This is a genomic window from Acinetobacter sp. ANC 3903 (assembly GCF_002135315.1).
Lineage (GTDB): Bacteria > Pseudomonadota > Gammaproteobacteria > Pseudomonadales > Moraxellaceae > Acinetobacter.
In genome coordinates this window covers 134,965-150,477 of sequence record NZ_NEGA01000008.1, presented here as the reverse complement: position 1 = coordinate 150,477, position 15,513 = coordinate 134,965, and the positions used below count along the sequence as shown (strand labels likewise).

Here is a 15,513-nt window from a genome sequence, read left to right as displayed (position 1 = left end):
AAATTGCTAAGTATCTTGAGTGTAAATGCTTTTATGGTTTTGTTAGTGGCATAAATAGTCAAATTGTTCACTTTTTGACAGGCAAGAAAAAAGGCGCAGAGTTGCGCCTTTTTTAATTTTGGGTAAATTTTATGATGCCGGTTTTACAGTTGCTGGAGCCATCGGGGCTTTAGGCTGAAAGTGGACTTCACATTTACCATTAATGGTATGTGTGCCCATTTTGACTTGAACAGCCTTACCGTTGGGCTGACCTTGACAAGCCTTTAACATGGCTTGCTGATGTGCCTGATGTTGAGCCAGGCGCTGATCAAATTGTCTGGTCAGTTCTGCGCGTTTGGCATCAGTAAGAGGTTCTGCCGATTGCATTGGCATGCCTTTCATGTGCATACCCTTCATTTCACCGCGCATAGGCTGCTGGTCAGCTTGCATATGCATACTTTCCATCTCACCATGCATGCCCATCATCTCTTTATGCATGCGCTTCATCTCTTGACGGTCTGCTTTAAAGCCCATGCTACAGGTACCATCAATGATTTTTTCACCGGCTTTAATTTGTACCGCAGCGCCGACTGCTTTACCGTCACAGGCTTTCTGGATTTGCTGCATCATTTGTCGACGTTCAGCACGTGCCTGCTGGAACTGTTCATGCTGTTCGGGTGTCATTTTACGATCGTGTTGGCCATGATGCTGTTTCAGCATTGGCTTGTGGTCGCTATCTGGAACCGTATTGGCTGATTGGCAAGCACTCAAAGCACCCACGCTCAGCACGCTGGCAGCAATTAAAGCCATTTTTTTCATGGAATTCATTGTTGTTATCTCCAAGAGAAATACAGTAAATTTTATCAGTTAAAGATTAAATAATAATGATGAAGAAACAATGGAGAGTTTTTTGAGATCGGGTTGGTTACAATAACAAGTTGAGAACAAATATTGAGACTTCACTTTTGAAAATTCGCCGTGTTCCGATTGCCTTACGCCTGTTTTTGACGGTATTACTCACCACTTTGGTGATTACGACCGTCAGCCTAGGGGTATTGCACTGGACCATGCAAAAGAATTTCACCCGCTATGTGGCGGATGTCGAAATGCAGAAGCTGGATCACGTGATCAGCAATCTGGCCGGAGTATATTCAGTCTATCATGACTGGGGCAATGCCATTCAGGCTCAAATCCTGCAAATTGAAGGAACTGCTGCCCCCGATGATTATGACAGGTTGTCACGTTGGTGGTTACGTCGTCAATATGATATTGCCTTGCAGCAGCGTTATTTTCAGGAAAATACCTTGCTCAGTGTTACACCGAGCTTAAATCAGGCGGAACACAGCAAACCGATGCTTGATGCGGAAGAACTCCGTATGATGAAGCTAAATTTACCTTCTGAATATCAGCCTTTTGAAGGACTCAAGTTTCCTTTAAGTGCCAATCAGAATGTATTCCGTCCAGACCGAAAAACTGATGCGCGACCAACAGATCCAGTATCTAATCCAAACAAAAAAAAGCAGTTTATTTCCATGCCTGACCGTCTGGGACTCAGTTCGCGATTGTCCTTGTATGATGCAAATAAACAGTTTGTGGTGGGTGAGCCTTCAGACAGTCCAGTGTCATATCGTCCGATTATGGTGAACGACAAAGTGGTCGGTTATTTGGGATTGAAGCCAGTACTGGATCAGGATGATGCTATCAGTATCAATTTCTTTAGTAATCAAAAACGCTATTTACTATTGGTTTATGGCTTAACTTTTCTGACCAGTTTAATTGCGGCTTTATTGTTGGCTACTTATTTTAAAAAGCCGATTCAGCGTTTGCTGCAAGGTACCCGTGAACTGACCAAAGGCAATTTTCAGCATCAGGTGACTGTTAACCGAAATGATGAACTTGGTGATTTATCGACAGAATTGAACCATCTTGCGGTGATTTTGGATCAACATGAACAATCACGCCGTCAGTGGGTGGCAGATACTTCACATGAATTAAAAACGCCACTTGCAGTGCTGCAAGCACAAATTGAAGCCATGCAGGATGGGATTCGCAAACCGACACCAGAGCATTTTGAATCCATGCTGCGTCAGGTGACCAGTCTGAAAAAACTGACCCAGGATTTGGCTGATCTGGCTCAGGCAGAAGCCCAACAATTGAAATGCTATATAGCAGAAGTAAACCCGTGGAATGTGGTGTTGCAGGAAGTGGAAAACTTCAAACCTAAATTTGCACAGGCCGATTTATCCATTTCAGTGCAAGGTGAAGGTACGAATTTACAATTAGATATAGATCGTTTTAAACAAATTATGGTCAACTTACTCGGCAACAGTATTCGTTATACCGAAGCAGGCGGAGAAGTTCGTGTGCATACTGAACAGTCTGAAACGGAGTGGAGCGTGATTGTTGATGACAGTCCGCTTGGGCTAAGTGATGAACAGTTGTCACGTCTAGGTGAGCGTTTCTATCGTGTTGATGATTCACGGACACGCAGTACCGGGGGAACAGGCTTAGGTCTGGCATTATCTGGTAAGATTGCCCAGGCATTGGGCGGGAAATTGAGTTTTGAGCACTCTCCATTAGGTGGTTTGCGTTGCAAACTGACTTTTCCAAAACAGTTAAACAAATAAAGGGATAACATTCATGAAACATGTCATGCTGGTTGAAGATGAAGTTGAACTTGCACAGTTGGTGCGGGACTATTTGGAAGCTGCAGGTTTTGAAGTCAGCATGTTTCATGATGGTCAGGAAGCATATGACAGCTTTCTGCAACGCAAACCCAGTTTGATGATTTTGGACCTGATGGTTCCACGTATGGATGGTTTGACCATTTGCCGTAAAGTGCGTGAACAGTCTGATTTGCCGATTATTATGGTGACTGCGCGTACTGAAGAAATTGACCGGGTATTGGGCTTGAACATGGGTGCAGATGACTACATTTGTAAGCCTTTTAGCCCAAAAGAGCTGGTCGCGCGGGTACAAGCAGTGTTGCGTCGTTTAGACCGTCAAGTTGAACCAGAACAGAACAGCCTGTTCCGTATGGATAAGGCACAGCAACGCATTTGGTATCAGCAAAAGACCTTGAACCTGACCCCAACCGAATTCCGTTTATTGGAATTGTTCCTGGAACATGTAGGACAGGTGTATTCACGTGCACAACTACTCGACCATATTAACCCTGACAGTTTTGATGTGGCAGATCGGGTGATTGACAGTCACATTAAAAACCTGCGCCGTAAAATTTCAGATGCTGCTGAAACCGGAAACCGTCATGAATGGATTCAGGCGGTGTATGGGGTGGGCTATCGTTTTGAATATCCTGAGGATTGATTGAGTCGTACAAATCAAATGAAGCGAATGGGTGAGAGCTTATTCGCTTTTTTAATATAATCAATTAACGTATTGGTTTTCTATGTATACAAACCACATGGACGATGAACTTCAAATAAAACGAATAATTTCAGACTTGGAGAAAGAGTCGGAAGAAAAGCTATTCTTTTTTCATCAATGATTAGGTGCTGAAGTCCATTGGTTTTTCTCACAGGCTGTGCAAGCTTTGAAAAGTGAGCTCTATCTCCCAGCATGTACTAGCTTTCTTTGCGGAATAGAAGCATCTTTGAGAATTACTATGGCGCAAGTTGAAAAACCAACTCGAATTACACAGCTAGATGCTTCTAAGTTATTAAGCAATAGACTCCTCAAAGTAGCTTATGAAAAAATCTTCCTATAGAAACTCTAGCTTTTCCAAATGAAGATGATTTTTTGGCAAAACTTTTTGAAAACGATAGATTAAAAAAGGTAAATGTGGAAATTGTCCGTACTCGCCATAACCTTTGTCATGGAAATATTCTTGAATTTGTAAACACGAATTTAGGTGAGGATTTTGCTTTTTTCACACCTGAATGTTGTAGATAATTAGCATTAACTCTATATGATATTTCAAAGAAATGGGCATATGAATTGGGTATCTTTAGAACAAGTATGCTCAAGGAAATAAATAAGTTTTAGTGCATTTTTCTCAGTAATGCCATTCGTTGCCGTTCTACTTTTTTTAATTTTGACACGACCAAATCATAAGAATTCCTTATCAAATCTTGAACCAAAGATTCATCCAAGTTTTCATCTTCATAAACCGAAATCCAGTGCTGTTTATTCATATGCCAGCCAGCACGAATATAAGGATAAATATCCCGAAGCATCACACCATGGTCAGGCTCGACTTTAAGATTAATGGCTGCTTTGCATTCTAAATGAAAACTCAGCATAAAGACTTTATCGAGCACTTTAAATACATCACAGCCTGCACCAAAGGGCTGAGTTACAGTCACTTCTGGAAGTTTTAAAGCCGTGAATGATGCAAGTTTGTGTAAAGTCATAAGCTGTCAATAAATCTAATCAATTTTGTGGATAATGCTTAAATTATCCACAGTTTTTAAAGCTTTGTGAATAACTTTAAGAAGAACAGCTCACCATCACTTCCGGAACATCACTCGGCAAGGGGCCTAAATCTTCAGGTTGCTCTAAATCGGGTTGTTTAAGATAAGGCTGACTCAACAACTTAAACAAACGTTCGACTTCAGAAAAATCATCCTGTTCCGCCAGTTCAATCGCTTTTTGCGCCATATGGTTGCGCAGAATATATTGTGGATTGGCTTTGGTCATTTCAGCATCCAGTGCATCGGTGTCCTGATTTGCCCGAATACTTTCATATTGAGCCAGAAAGCTTTCAAACTGGCGGCGGTCTAGGCAGTCATCTTTAATGCTTTCATATAGCTTATTCTGTAAACGAATAAAGCTTTGAGTGTAGTCCAGTTGCTCCGTCTGTAAAATTCGCAAGAACTCCATGCCACAATTAAAACTTTCCTTGTGGAAACTTGGTAACCCCATTTTCTGGCACAAACCAACCGTATAATGTTCAAGGAAAGTAGGCTCAAAATGTTCCAAACACTTCGCTAAATCTTCTTTGAACTGTACTTTTTCCGTAGGATCTGTTTTGAGCCGAATCAGGTTGTTCAGCCACATCCATAAATTCCAGTGCCCAATACTCGGTTGCTGCTGGTAGGTATAACGACCTTGGTAATCCGAGTGGTTATTGATCCAGTTCGGACGGAAACGTTCCATAAATCCATAAGGACCAAAGTCAAGCGTTGAACCGGTGATATTCAGGTTGTCGGTATTCATCACTCCATGGGCAAAACCCACCAGCTGCCATTTGGCAATCATCACCGCAGTACGTTGGATGACTTTAGTTGCGAAAGCCAAAACAGGCTGTTCGGCTTCCAGACATTCTGGATAATGCCATTCCATACATTTCTGTACAAAGTCTGGTAAAAGCTCAGGCTGATACTGGTTGATCCATTCAAAATGGCCGAAGCGAATATGACAGTCTGAGGTACGCAGCATCATCGCACCAGGTTCCAGTTTTTCCCGTTGTATGCCTTGGGTCGAAGAAGTAAAACCAACTGCATTACTGGAAGCAATCCCTAAAGCATTCAGAGCATGACCGGCCAGATATTCGCGAATCACTGAACGTAATACGGCACGTCCATCACCCATACGAGAGTAGGGGGTAGAGCCGGCGCCTTTTAAATGCAAGTCGATGGTTTGATTGTTCTTATCCAGAATTTGCCCGATCAGCAAGCCGCGACCATCGCCCAGTTGTCCTGCCCATTGTCCAAATTGATGTCCTGCATAGACCATGGCAAGTGGTTCAAACTCGGCAAAGGTTTTTTGTCCACTACAGATTTCCATCCATTGGGCTTTATCTGCATCCGACCACTGTAATTCATCGGCCAGTGCAGCATTGAAATGACCGGCTTTCGCTCCTTTTAAGGGAACAGGCATTTGATGATGAAAAAGCTTGGGATTGAGCGAGGGGTAACGCGGATTAAATTGCATGGCAACAATCTATAAAAATCGGGGGAGACCAGATCACTATAGCAAATTTAAACGGCTAAAATGAATAAAGCCCCAATAATGGGGCTTTATATTGACTCCGGTCTTATTCAGACACAGGGTTCTTTTTAATATTGCGCATTAAAATTTTTAAGCTATTACGATGATGAGCAAGGCGCTGTTCCACCAGTTGGAAATCCACTTTTAATTTGTTATCCATCTGATGAATTTTTTCAGCTACCGAAGCTTTTTTCACCTGAATCTCTTGTTCTTTCAGTTTGGCCCAGTCATTTAGAGTTTGGGTAAAAGCTTCATATTCCTGAGCAATACGAAGTTTAGCCGTAGCCATATCTTCATTAACGTTGTGACCATAAACCGCCAAATCTTGTTCAGCATATTTAAAACGCATCGCCAATTCTGCTTTTTTGATATTAAAGCTAGGAATACGGCGCAAGTTTTTGGCTAAACCGAGTTTTGAGCAGGACCAGATCAACCATTTGGTTGGGTCATATTGCCACCATTTCACTCCATTACGGTAGTCATACTGGAAGATGTGGTGGTAGTTATGATAACCCTCACCCCAAGTTGCAATAGCTAAAATGAAATTGTCGCGAGCCGTGTTTTCGTCAGTATATGGACGTTTGCCCCACATGTGACAAAGTGAGTTAATAAAGAAGGTCACGTGATGGCTAAGGATTAGACGCAGTAAACCGCCTAATAACAATACGCCCCACATATCCCCCACAGCCCAGCCTACAGTAGTCAGAATGACGGCATGTACAGCAATCACGAGTGGAATATAGTATTTGTCCTGAAACATCACCACTTTGTCATTTAACAAATCGGGTGCGTTTTTATAGTTTTTTTCTGCTGCCGGATAGTTGCGTAGCATCCATCCCATATGCGCATACCAAAAGCCGTTATTAATTGAATAGGGATCTTGATCGACATCATCTACATGGCGGTGATGGGTACGGTGACCTGAAGCCCAGAACAAAATACTGTTCTGAACAGCAAAAGTACCCATAATCATTAAAATAATTTTTAATGGAAGAGTCGCTTCATAAGCACGGTGTGCCCATAAGCGGTGGTAACCCGCAGTAATCCCTAAACTACTCACACCGAGTAGTACAAATAAGCTGATCCATGCGCCTAAGCTAAAATCATGATGATAAGCATATAAAGGGATAGCGATTACAGCCACAATTGGTAAAAGTACCAGTGCGAATACTGCAATCCAGTTAATTGGGGCTTTGGGTAAGGGAGCATTCATCTCCAACAGCACTCCTAGAACCTGTTAAAGGTAAGGTATAAACGAATTACTTAATTCAATACAATTTATAAGGATTAAGACGTGTCATCTTAACATGAGCACATAAATCTTCACTAGCATTATTCTACAGGTGTATTGTACTAAACAGTAACAGAATACGGGGCAGGGTTGATTGATTTTATCGAAGGTCAAAGCAGCTTCCGTGAACAGCAGCGATGTGAGTCATTTTTGAATAAATAAATAGCGGATTTGGTCACAAAAATGGAGACAGAAACTTTTGTTAAAGTTGTTCGAGCATCATTTTGGGAAAGTCGGTAATTAATCCGTCTATTCCCAAACTTTGCAGATGCTTGGCACGCTCAACATCATTGACGGTCCAAACACTGATTTTTAAATGGGCTTGCTGGGTGGCCTGAATCATCTCATCGCTTGCCAGCTGGTTCATCCAGCCAATTTGACAGCAACCGAGTTCTAAAGCCTGTTTAATGGCTTGGTATTTGATGTCATCTTCAACCAGTAAGCCACGTTTAAAGATCGAATACTGCTGTTTTAAAGCCTGATGGATTTTTAAATCGAAACTGGTAATCACTGCGCTTTGTTCAAAACCGTGTAATTGTTTTTGTAATTCCAGAACCAGTTTTTCAGCGTCAAACATGGTTGCAACGGCTTTGACTTCCACTTCAATATGCTCAAAGTCATAAATAATACTGAGGGTCTGACGGAGTGTCGGGGTAAGCTGTTTTTCCCAGTCCATCCAGATATTGGCCTGATTATAAGCTTCAAGCTGCTGACTGTTTAATTCATAGAGTTGTTGATCGGTGCCCGTGGTTCTTAAGAAGTTGTCATCGTGCATGATGATGAGTTCACCATCTTTCAGCTGACGGACATCAAACTCAACTGCTCGAATGCCGAGGTCATGAATGTACTGAAACCCGCCCAAAGTGTTTTCAGGAGCTTCTCCTCGTGCACCACGATGTCCGATGATGATCATAATGAACTCTGTTTGATGTGATTTTTATCTAATTTTAAAAGTATAAGATGATCATGAGTTTATAGTGTAGTGAAAAGTTAAATTAATTTGCGTAGGTGATGCCTTACTTTTCAAGGATGAAAAGTAACAAAAATCCTTTGTTGGCTACAAGGTAAGTCCATTTACCTGTAGCCAACGGCGACATCCTTGTCGCCTAACGCGATAGTACTATCACGGCTTAGTTTTATTTATGAAACAGTGTGTAAGTGGTTCAGATGGATTAAATCGTCTCATTAATATTTTTTTGCCAAAGCACTTCAGATCCGCCTTCAGCACGTTGCAAGGTACGAGATGCCACAAATAGCCAGTCGGAAAGGCGGTTGAGGAGTTGTAGTGAAGGAGCTTGAATATTTTGATCTCTAGTATGCACCGACATTAAGCTGCGTTCAGCACGGCGGCATACCGAACGTGCTTGATGTGCATAACTGCAAGCTAAAGTTCCAGCAGGTAAAATGAAGTCTTTCAGCATGGGTAGCGCTTCATTCATTTGGTCAATTTCTTTTTCCAGAAATTCAATTGCAAGCGGTAAAACCATATTGTAGTTAGGAATACAGACTTCACCGCCCAGATCGAATAACCAGTGTTGAATCAGGCTAAGCGATTTATCCCAAGGGGCTTTGTCTTCAATTGAACTGATGGCAATTTGCGCACGCAAAACTCCGATGCAAGAGTTGAGTTCATCCACATCACCTAAGGCCGCAATACGCAAGTCGTCTTTGGCGACGCGAGAACCGTCTCCGAGTCCTGTGGTGCCTGAATCACCAGTGCGGGTGTAAATTTTACTTAAACGGTGGCCCATGTTTATCTATCCATTCATATATAAGAAAAGGTATAAGAGGAATAAATAAAATTATCCCTCGGAAAATAAGTTGGCTTTTAGATCAATATTTTACAGTTAACCCAACCGAGGCCAATCGTCCACCATTAATATAATGCACACCATAACCGTTATAGGCTGTTTTGTATTTCACATCACCTACATTTTGAATATTACTAAAAGCTTTTAGATGAGGATTGATATTCCAAAAAGCATGAAGGTCGGTAGTGACATAGCCAGGTGTAGAGTTTTGTGTGGTATCAGGCCAGTCCGCGAAATCTTTTGATCTGGACTTGGCTGAAACAGAGGTGCTGATTCCAAACTGTTCATCCTGCCAGCCTGCGGTCAATGTAGCACTTTGACGAGGTCGTCGTGCCAAATCAAGACCCGTGACTTCATCTTTCGCATGGATATAGGCATAGGAAAGCTTAAAAAATAATTCATCCTTTTGCCAGTTTAAATAGGTTTCGGCACCTGTCATCGAGGCTTGATCAATATTATTGTTTTGATAGACAGGGAAAACCGTAATTGAATCGCCATCGCAGTCTGCAATGCACACGGAATTAATCAGATTATCTACTTCAGTGCGAAAAACAGAAATACCGGTTCGAACATTCATGGGTAGCATCTGATCGACTCCCAGCTCGTAGGATATGCTTTTTTCCGGTTGTAAATCGGGGTTTGCCCCCCAGCCAATGGCATATAGATCATTGGTGGTCGGTGCGCGAAAGGCACTGCCGATATTGGCATAAAGACTGGTTGATGGCTGAACCTGATAGCGAATCGCCGCCTGACCTACAGTATGTGTTCCAAATAGTTCATTGTCTTCTACGCGTAACCCGACTTGTGTATTGACCGAATTTGTCTGGTATTGATGCTGAAGAAAGTAGCCTGTACTTTGCACATCATTCTTATAGGTTAAATTGTTTGCAACAACATTCCCTTCCATTTTTTTATGGGCAATACCTAATAACAGATTTTGTTGGGCTGTAACTTGCCATTTTCCATAAACTTCTGCTTCTTGAGAAATATTATGCACATAATTTTCAGAGTTCTTTTGGTCTGTGTCATCCTTAAATTGAGACAGTCGGGCATTTAAATCAAGAGCGTCATTCACACTGATTCGGCCTTTTAAATTGACTGTTTCATTGTCAAAATTTTGAGACAACATCAGCCCAAAATTATCATAAGCTGACGAGCCTGCATTGGTGCTGTAATCAAGTGATGCTGCATAGGACGCTTTATCGATGCCGATTTTGGCGCTGTAACCTTTTTGATCATAATCTGTTTTTTTACTGTTGATTGCATCTGTCGCAACAGTACCATTGGTTTCCAAACGTTGCCCACGAATTTGGGCATAGACATCATTGGTTTTGCCAGCTACCCCCAGAACTGTTTTATATGTTTGGTGTTCACCTATTTCAGCTGTTGCAAATGCCGAATTTTTATCGGGTATTTTGGTCAGCAGTTGAACGACGCCGCCAATTGCATCGGTTCCATACAGAACCGATGCAGGTCCCTTAAGAACCTCGATCTGCTTAATATCTGTAGTATCTAAAAAAGATAAAGGTGGCATGCCGGCAGAGGCACCATTCAGTCGAACCCCATCTCTTAAAACTAAAGTGTGCGTTGAATTGGTACCGCGGGTAAAAATAGAAGCAATTTGCCCATGACCTCCACTTTGTACCATATTGATCGCAGCATCACTCATCAGTAAATGAGGTAATTCACGAATGGGTGATTGCTCTAAAATTTGCGGTTCAATGACGGAAATGCGAGCTGGAACATTCTCAATATTTTCTTCAGAACGTGTCGCTGTAAAAACCAATGTTTTTAAAGTAGAGGGTAAGGCAGATGTCAAATCATTATTTGATTGCGCATAAGTGTTTGTAACACCCATAGCGAATGCAATTGCACCGACCAAAGATGCGCGGTGAAAGCGTAGAGACATGGCTTAAGCTCCTAGCATTCACCCCACCGTGAATGTTTGAGAGAAAGAACGTAACAGCAAGGTTCCGGACTGTTATACACAGGGGATTAAAACTATGTGTAAGCACCGTTGCGGGGGCAGCGTGTTTTTCAACTTCCCTCACTGTCACAACTATTCAGAAGTATAAAGAGAGCTAAATCACTAAACAATAAAGAGGTCTTAGATTAAAGACAAAAGGTGTTAAAAGAACGAAATATATCCATAAAGGGAAATTGAATGACAATTCAATATCCTATTTCGTGGATTGACTGCTAAAAGCAGATTTCAGCTTGACTTAGACCAGTTCAGAAACTAATCTGCGACCGCTTCAGGTGCTTCCATAGAGAAGTGAAACTGGGAAGTTAGTTAAATTTATGAATTTAAAGCTAACACTGCCCCCGCAACGGTGAATAGTTATGTGCATATAACTTAAGTCCGGAGACCGGCCTGCTGCAAACCTAATTTAATGCGGTGGGCGTTATAACTGGGATTGCATGGCTTTTCTTATTAAAGCTGTGCTTACCCCCACATCCGCCTCTGCATTATTCATATATTTAACTCGCACGGGCGGTGCGGTGGGGAAAAGATTCATGCATCTCATCCATAAAACCATTCTTGGTTCTTTCTTTGTTTTATCTCCACTTTCTTTAGCTATGGCTGCGGAGAAAGAAGTTTCACTACCAACGATTAATACTGTTGCTAACTTGGTGGAGCAAGAAAATAGTAAAACGCTTGCAGCGGTTACAGTGATTGATCGTGAAGAAATTGAGCGTAAGCAATTTAATTCTCTTCAAGACTTACTTAGAACAATACCAGGCGTAACCTATAGTAATACTGGCGGTTTAGGTAAAGTAACCAGTATTTCTATTCGGGGCACAAGTAATCGACATGCTCTGGTTTTGGTTGATGGCCAAAAAGTAGGTTCCGCGACTTTGGGTGAAACTGCTTTCGAACATTTTCCAATTGATCAGATTGAACGTGTTGAAGTTGTACGTGGTCCTCGCTCAAGTATTTATGGTTCAGAAGCCATTGGTGGTGTAATCCAGATTTATACCCGTAAAGGTATACAAAATGGTGTAAAACCCTTTGCAGCACTGACTTATGGTTCTCATGAAACCTATCAAGGTAATGTGGGTTTAAATATTCGACAAAATGATACTTGGGCAACATTAAATGTTGCTGGAACGAAAACCCAAGGTTTTGATGCGACGAATATTACAGAAGCAAATGATTTAGACCGTGATGGTTATGAAAATAAATCAGCTTCATTGCGTATGGGACATAAATTTAATGACCAATTTGCAGTAGATGCCAGTATTTTACGTGTTGATGCAACGAATGAATACGACAGTAAAGATGATTGGGGATTTGGTCCATTTACCGATGCAGAAAATGTGCACAGTAAAATTGAACAAAATGTATATAGCGTTGGTGCCACTTATAAACCTTTTGATCTATGGACTACGCAACTCAAATTGGGCCGTTCTGAAGATAAACTGGATAGCCGCGATGCAAATCCATCGGTGATTAATACACAACGTAATAGTTTATCTTGGTTAAATACTTTGCATATCAATCCTAATAATAACGTGATGTTAGGATTTGACTATCTGCAAGATGAAGTTTCGGGTACACAGGCATATGCAGTAAAAGAACGTGATAATAAGGGCTATTTTGCTCAATACTTGGGTTCATTTGGCGCATTTGATGTACAGGGTGCTATCCGCCAAGATGACAATGAGCAATTTGGTGACCACACAACGGGTAGTGCAACTTTAGGCTATCGTTTTAACGAAGCAGTGCAAACTTATGTAAGTTATGGCACAGCATTTAAAGCCCCAACGTTTAATGATTTGTACTGGCCGGGAAGTGAAAATCCTACTTTGGTTCCAGAAGAGTCAGACAACTATGAACTTGGTTTTAAAGGACAAGTCAAAAATATTAATTGGGAGCTAAATGGCTTCTATAATGAAATTGAAAATATGATTGTTTGGGCACCTAATGCATCAGGACGTTGGGTTCCAAGTAATGTAGATGATGCCAAAATCAAAGGGGTTGAATTATCTTTAACCCAACAGTTAAATAATTTTCTTTGGAATGTGAACTACACTTACCAAGAACCTGAAAATGAGACAGCAGCGAATAAAGGAAAACAACTTTTATTAAAGCCTAAGCAAATTTTTAATGTTTCAGCTGACTATACGATTGATAAGTGGACTGTGGGTACTTCTGTACACGCAGAGGATAAGCGTTTTACTAATGCTGAAAACACCGTGTATTTAGGTTCTTTCGCAACAGCGGATGCTCGTGTCACCTATCAAGCAACACCAGAGTTTTCTATTCAAGCAAAACTTGCCAATATGTTTGATAAAGAATATTCAACTAACTACAGTAACAGTACCTTATTTAATCAAGATGGTCGTACTGCCTGGGTAACACTTCGTTATGCCATGAAGTAATATTGATTTGATGAAAAAGCCCTTATTTAAATAAGGGCTTTTTTGTTTTATAAGGTTTCTGTGGAAAGCCTGTTGAATTTGCACGCAACTCAGCAAAATTGCATTACAATGATTCGCCCCAATATTTATAGAATGTCTATAAATTGGCAAAGTTTAGGTTAAAAAATTAGAGCGAATTGTATGCGAACCCGTGCCAAAATTTGCGGAATCACACGAATAGAAGATATACATTCTGCTGCGAATGCAGGAGCTGATGCGATTGGATTTGTATTCTATGCACCCAGCCCAAGAAGTGTGACTATTGAGCAAGCTCAAGAATTAGCAAAGCATGTGCCTGCTTATGTACAAATCGTGGGTTTATTCGTGAATGCAACAGCCGATGAAATTGCTCAAGTGCTTGAGGTTGTACCCTTGGATATGCTGCAGTTTCATGGTGATGAAACTGCAGAGCAATGTCAGCAGATTGCAGCACAAAGCAAACGCCGTTGGTATAAAGCCATTCAGGTTAAACCTGAGCTAGATGTCATCAATACTATAAAAAGCTACCAAAATGTAGGGGCAAGCGCAGTATTATTGGATGCTTGGCATCCTGAACTTAAGGGTGGAACAGGGCATAGTTTTGACTGGTCACAGTTCCCCAAACTGGATATTCCTTTAATTTTGGCAGGCGGCTTAAAACCTGACAATGTTGAAGACGCTATAAAGACGACCAATGCTTATGCAGTGGATGTCAGCGGAGGCGTAGAGTCCGCAAAAGGTATTAAAGACCAACAACTCATTGAACAGTTTATGCAAGGAGTCCATCGTGGATCAGCAAAATACTAGCCAGAAAAGTCAGGCAATTGACTATACCCAATTTCCCGATGCACGCGGGCATTTCGGTATTCATGGCGGACGTTTTGTGTCAGAAACGCTCATGGCAGCATTAGAAGACTTAGAAAAACTTTATTTCCGAATGAAGGATGATTCTAAGTTTCTGGCAGAATTCGACCGTGATTTAGCCTACTATGTAGGTCGTCCTAGTCCTTTATATTATGCTGAGCGATGGTCTAAAGAGTTGGGTGGTGCACAAATTTATTTAAAACGTGAAGACTTGAACCATACAGGCTCACATAAAATCAACAACACCATTGGTCAGGCACTGCTTGCAAAACTTTCTGGTAAAAAACGTATTATTGCAGAAACTGGTGCCGGTCAGCACGGTGTAGCCACTGCAACCATCGCAGCACGTCTGGGTCTTGAATGTGTGGTGTTTATGGGCGCGGAAGACGTGAAACGTCAAGCCATGAACGTCTATCGTATGCGTCTGTTGGGTGCAACTGTTGTGCCAGTCGAAAGCGGTTCAAAAACATTGAAAGATGCTATGAACGAAGCAATGCGTGACTGGGTCACTAACGTTGATTCAACCTATTATGTGATTGGTACGGTTGCAGGTCCACATCCATACCCGCAATTGGTTCGTGACTTCCAGTCAATTATTGGTCGTGAAGCGCGCCGTCAAATTCAGGAACAGGCAGGTCGTTTACCTGATGCCTTAGTAGCTTGTGTCGGTGGGGGTTCAAATGCGATGGGCTTGTTCTATCCATTCTTGAATGATCAAGACGTAAAAATGTACGGTGTCGAAGCCGCAGGTTACGGTATTGAAACAGGTAAACACTCTGCGCCATTGAATGCGGGTCATGTGGGTGTATTACACGGTAACCGTACCTACTTGATGTCTGATGACCAAGGCCAGATTATTGAAACGCATTCAATTTCTGCCGGTCTGGACTATCCGGGTGTTGGTCCTGAACACAGTTTCTTGAAAGATATGCACCGTGTTGAATATGTACCAATCAAGGACACAGAAGCATTGCAAGGTTTCCGTGATTTAACCCAAATTGAAGGTATTATTCCTGCGCTTGAAAGTTCACATGCAATGGCTTATGTCACTAAACTTGCTCCAACGATGGACAAGGATCAAATCATTATTGCGACGGTTTCAGGTCGTGGTGATAAAGACTTGATGACTGTTGCGCGTATTGATGGCGTGGAAATGATTGAGATGTAATTTGCCTTGAAGCCCTCCTTTTTTAAAGGAGGGTTGGGTGGATT

At 41.7% G+C, this 15,513-nt stretch carries 12 protein-coding genes and 1 riboswitch; of the genes, 5 read left to right on the top strand and 7 right to left on the bottom strand.

Annotated elements, in window-relative coordinates; all coding sequences use genetic code 11:
- Positions 1–129: 129 nt before the first annotated feature.
- On the bottom strand, positions 130–807 hold the full coding sequence (locus B9T29_RS08260) for a hypothetical protein (RefSeq protein ID WP_086175458.1): 678 nt from the start codon (positions 805–807) through the stop codon (positions 130–132).
- A gap of 137 nt (positions 808–944) precedes the next feature.
- Between B9T29_RS08260 and baeS the strand changes: the two genes are divergently transcribed.
- Together baeS and B9T29_RS08250 are read left to right on the top strand one after the other, a co-directional pair.
- A complete protein-coding gene (gene baeS, locus B9T29_RS08255; RefSeq protein WP_086175457.1) occupies positions 945–2,606 on the top strand; it encodes a sensor histidine kinase efflux regulator BaeS in 1,662 nt (553 codons plus the stop codon).
- A 13-nt stretch (positions 2,607–2,619) separates the two neighbouring features.
- Positions 2,620–3,306, top strand: a complete 687-nt coding sequence (locus B9T29_RS08250; protein WP_086175456.1) for a response regulator — start codon at positions 2,620–2,622, stop codon at positions 3,304–3,306.
- A 674-nt stretch (positions 3,307–3,980) separates the two neighbouring features.
- On the opposite strand, the gene B9T29_RS08240 is transcribed toward B9T29_RS08250, so the two are convergent.
- The 6 genes from B9T29_RS08240 to B9T29_RS08215 form a co-directional block, all read right to left on the bottom strand.
- Positions 3,981–4,352, bottom strand: coding sequence for an MmcQ/YjbR family DNA-binding protein (locus tag B9T29_RS08240; RefSeq protein ID WP_086175455.1), 372 nt, complete (start codon positions 4,350–4,352; stop codon positions 3,981–3,983).
- Positions 4,353–4,428: 76 nt separating this feature from the next.
- Positions 4,429–5,874: a protein adenylyltransferase SelO gene (locus B9T29_RS08235; protein WP_086175454.1), complete on the bottom strand. Its 1,446-nt coding sequence runs from the start codon at positions 5,872–5,874 to the stop codon at positions 4,429–4,431.
- A 103-nt stretch (positions 5,875–5,977) separates the two neighbouring features.
- A complete protein-coding gene (locus tag B9T29_RS08230; RefSeq protein ID WP_086175453.1) occupies positions 5,978–7,144 on the bottom strand; it encodes an acyl-CoA desaturase in 1,167 nt (388 codons plus the stop codon).
- 280 nt (positions 7,145–7,424) lie between these two features.
- Entirely contained in the window at positions 7,425–8,135 is a 711-nt protein-coding gene (locus tag B9T29_RS08225; protein WP_086175452.1) for a glycerophosphodiester phosphodiesterase, read from the bottom strand.
- A 259-nt stretch (positions 8,136–8,394) separates the two neighbouring features.
- A complete protein-coding gene (locus B9T29_RS08220) occupies positions 8,395–8,973 on the bottom strand; it encodes a cob(I)yrinic acid a,c-diamide adenosyltransferase (RefSeq protein WP_086175451.1) in 579 nt (192 codons plus the stop codon).
- 82 nt (positions 8,974–9,055) lie between these two features.
- Complete coding sequence (locus tag B9T29_RS08215) at positions 9,056–10,942, bottom strand: TonB-dependent receptor plug domain-containing protein (protein ID WP_086175450.1); 1,887 nt, start codon at positions 10,940–10,942, stop codon at positions 9,056–9,058.
- A gap of 331 nt (positions 10,943–11,273) precedes the next feature.
- A riboswitch (cobalamin riboswitch) is annotated at positions 11,274–11,426 on the top strand.
- 124 nt (positions 11,427–11,550) lie between these two features.
- Between B9T29_RS08215 and B9T29_RS08210 the strand changes: the two genes are divergently transcribed.
- The 3 genes from B9T29_RS08210 to trpB all read left to right on the top strand — a co-directional run bounded on the left by B9T29_RS08210 (position 11,551) and on the right by trpB (position 15,469).
- Entirely contained in the window at positions 11,551–13,419 is a 1,869-nt protein-coding gene (locus B9T29_RS08210; RefSeq protein ID WP_086175449.1) for a TonB-dependent receptor domain-containing protein, read from the top strand.
- A gap of 180 nt (positions 13,420–13,599) precedes the next feature.
- Complete coding sequence (locus B9T29_RS08205) at positions 13,600–14,244, top strand: phosphoribosylanthranilate isomerase (protein WP_086175448.1); 645 nt, start codon at positions 13,600–13,602, stop codon at positions 14,242–14,244.
- Positions 14,225–15,469, top strand: a complete 1,245-nt coding sequence (gene trpB, locus B9T29_RS08200; RefSeq protein ID WP_086175447.1) for a tryptophan synthase subunit beta — start codon at positions 14,225–14,227, stop codon at positions 15,467–15,469. The genes B9T29_RS08205 and trpB overlap by 20 nt, the downstream gene beginning before the upstream one ends.
- Positions 15,470–15,513: the final 44 nt, after the last annotated feature.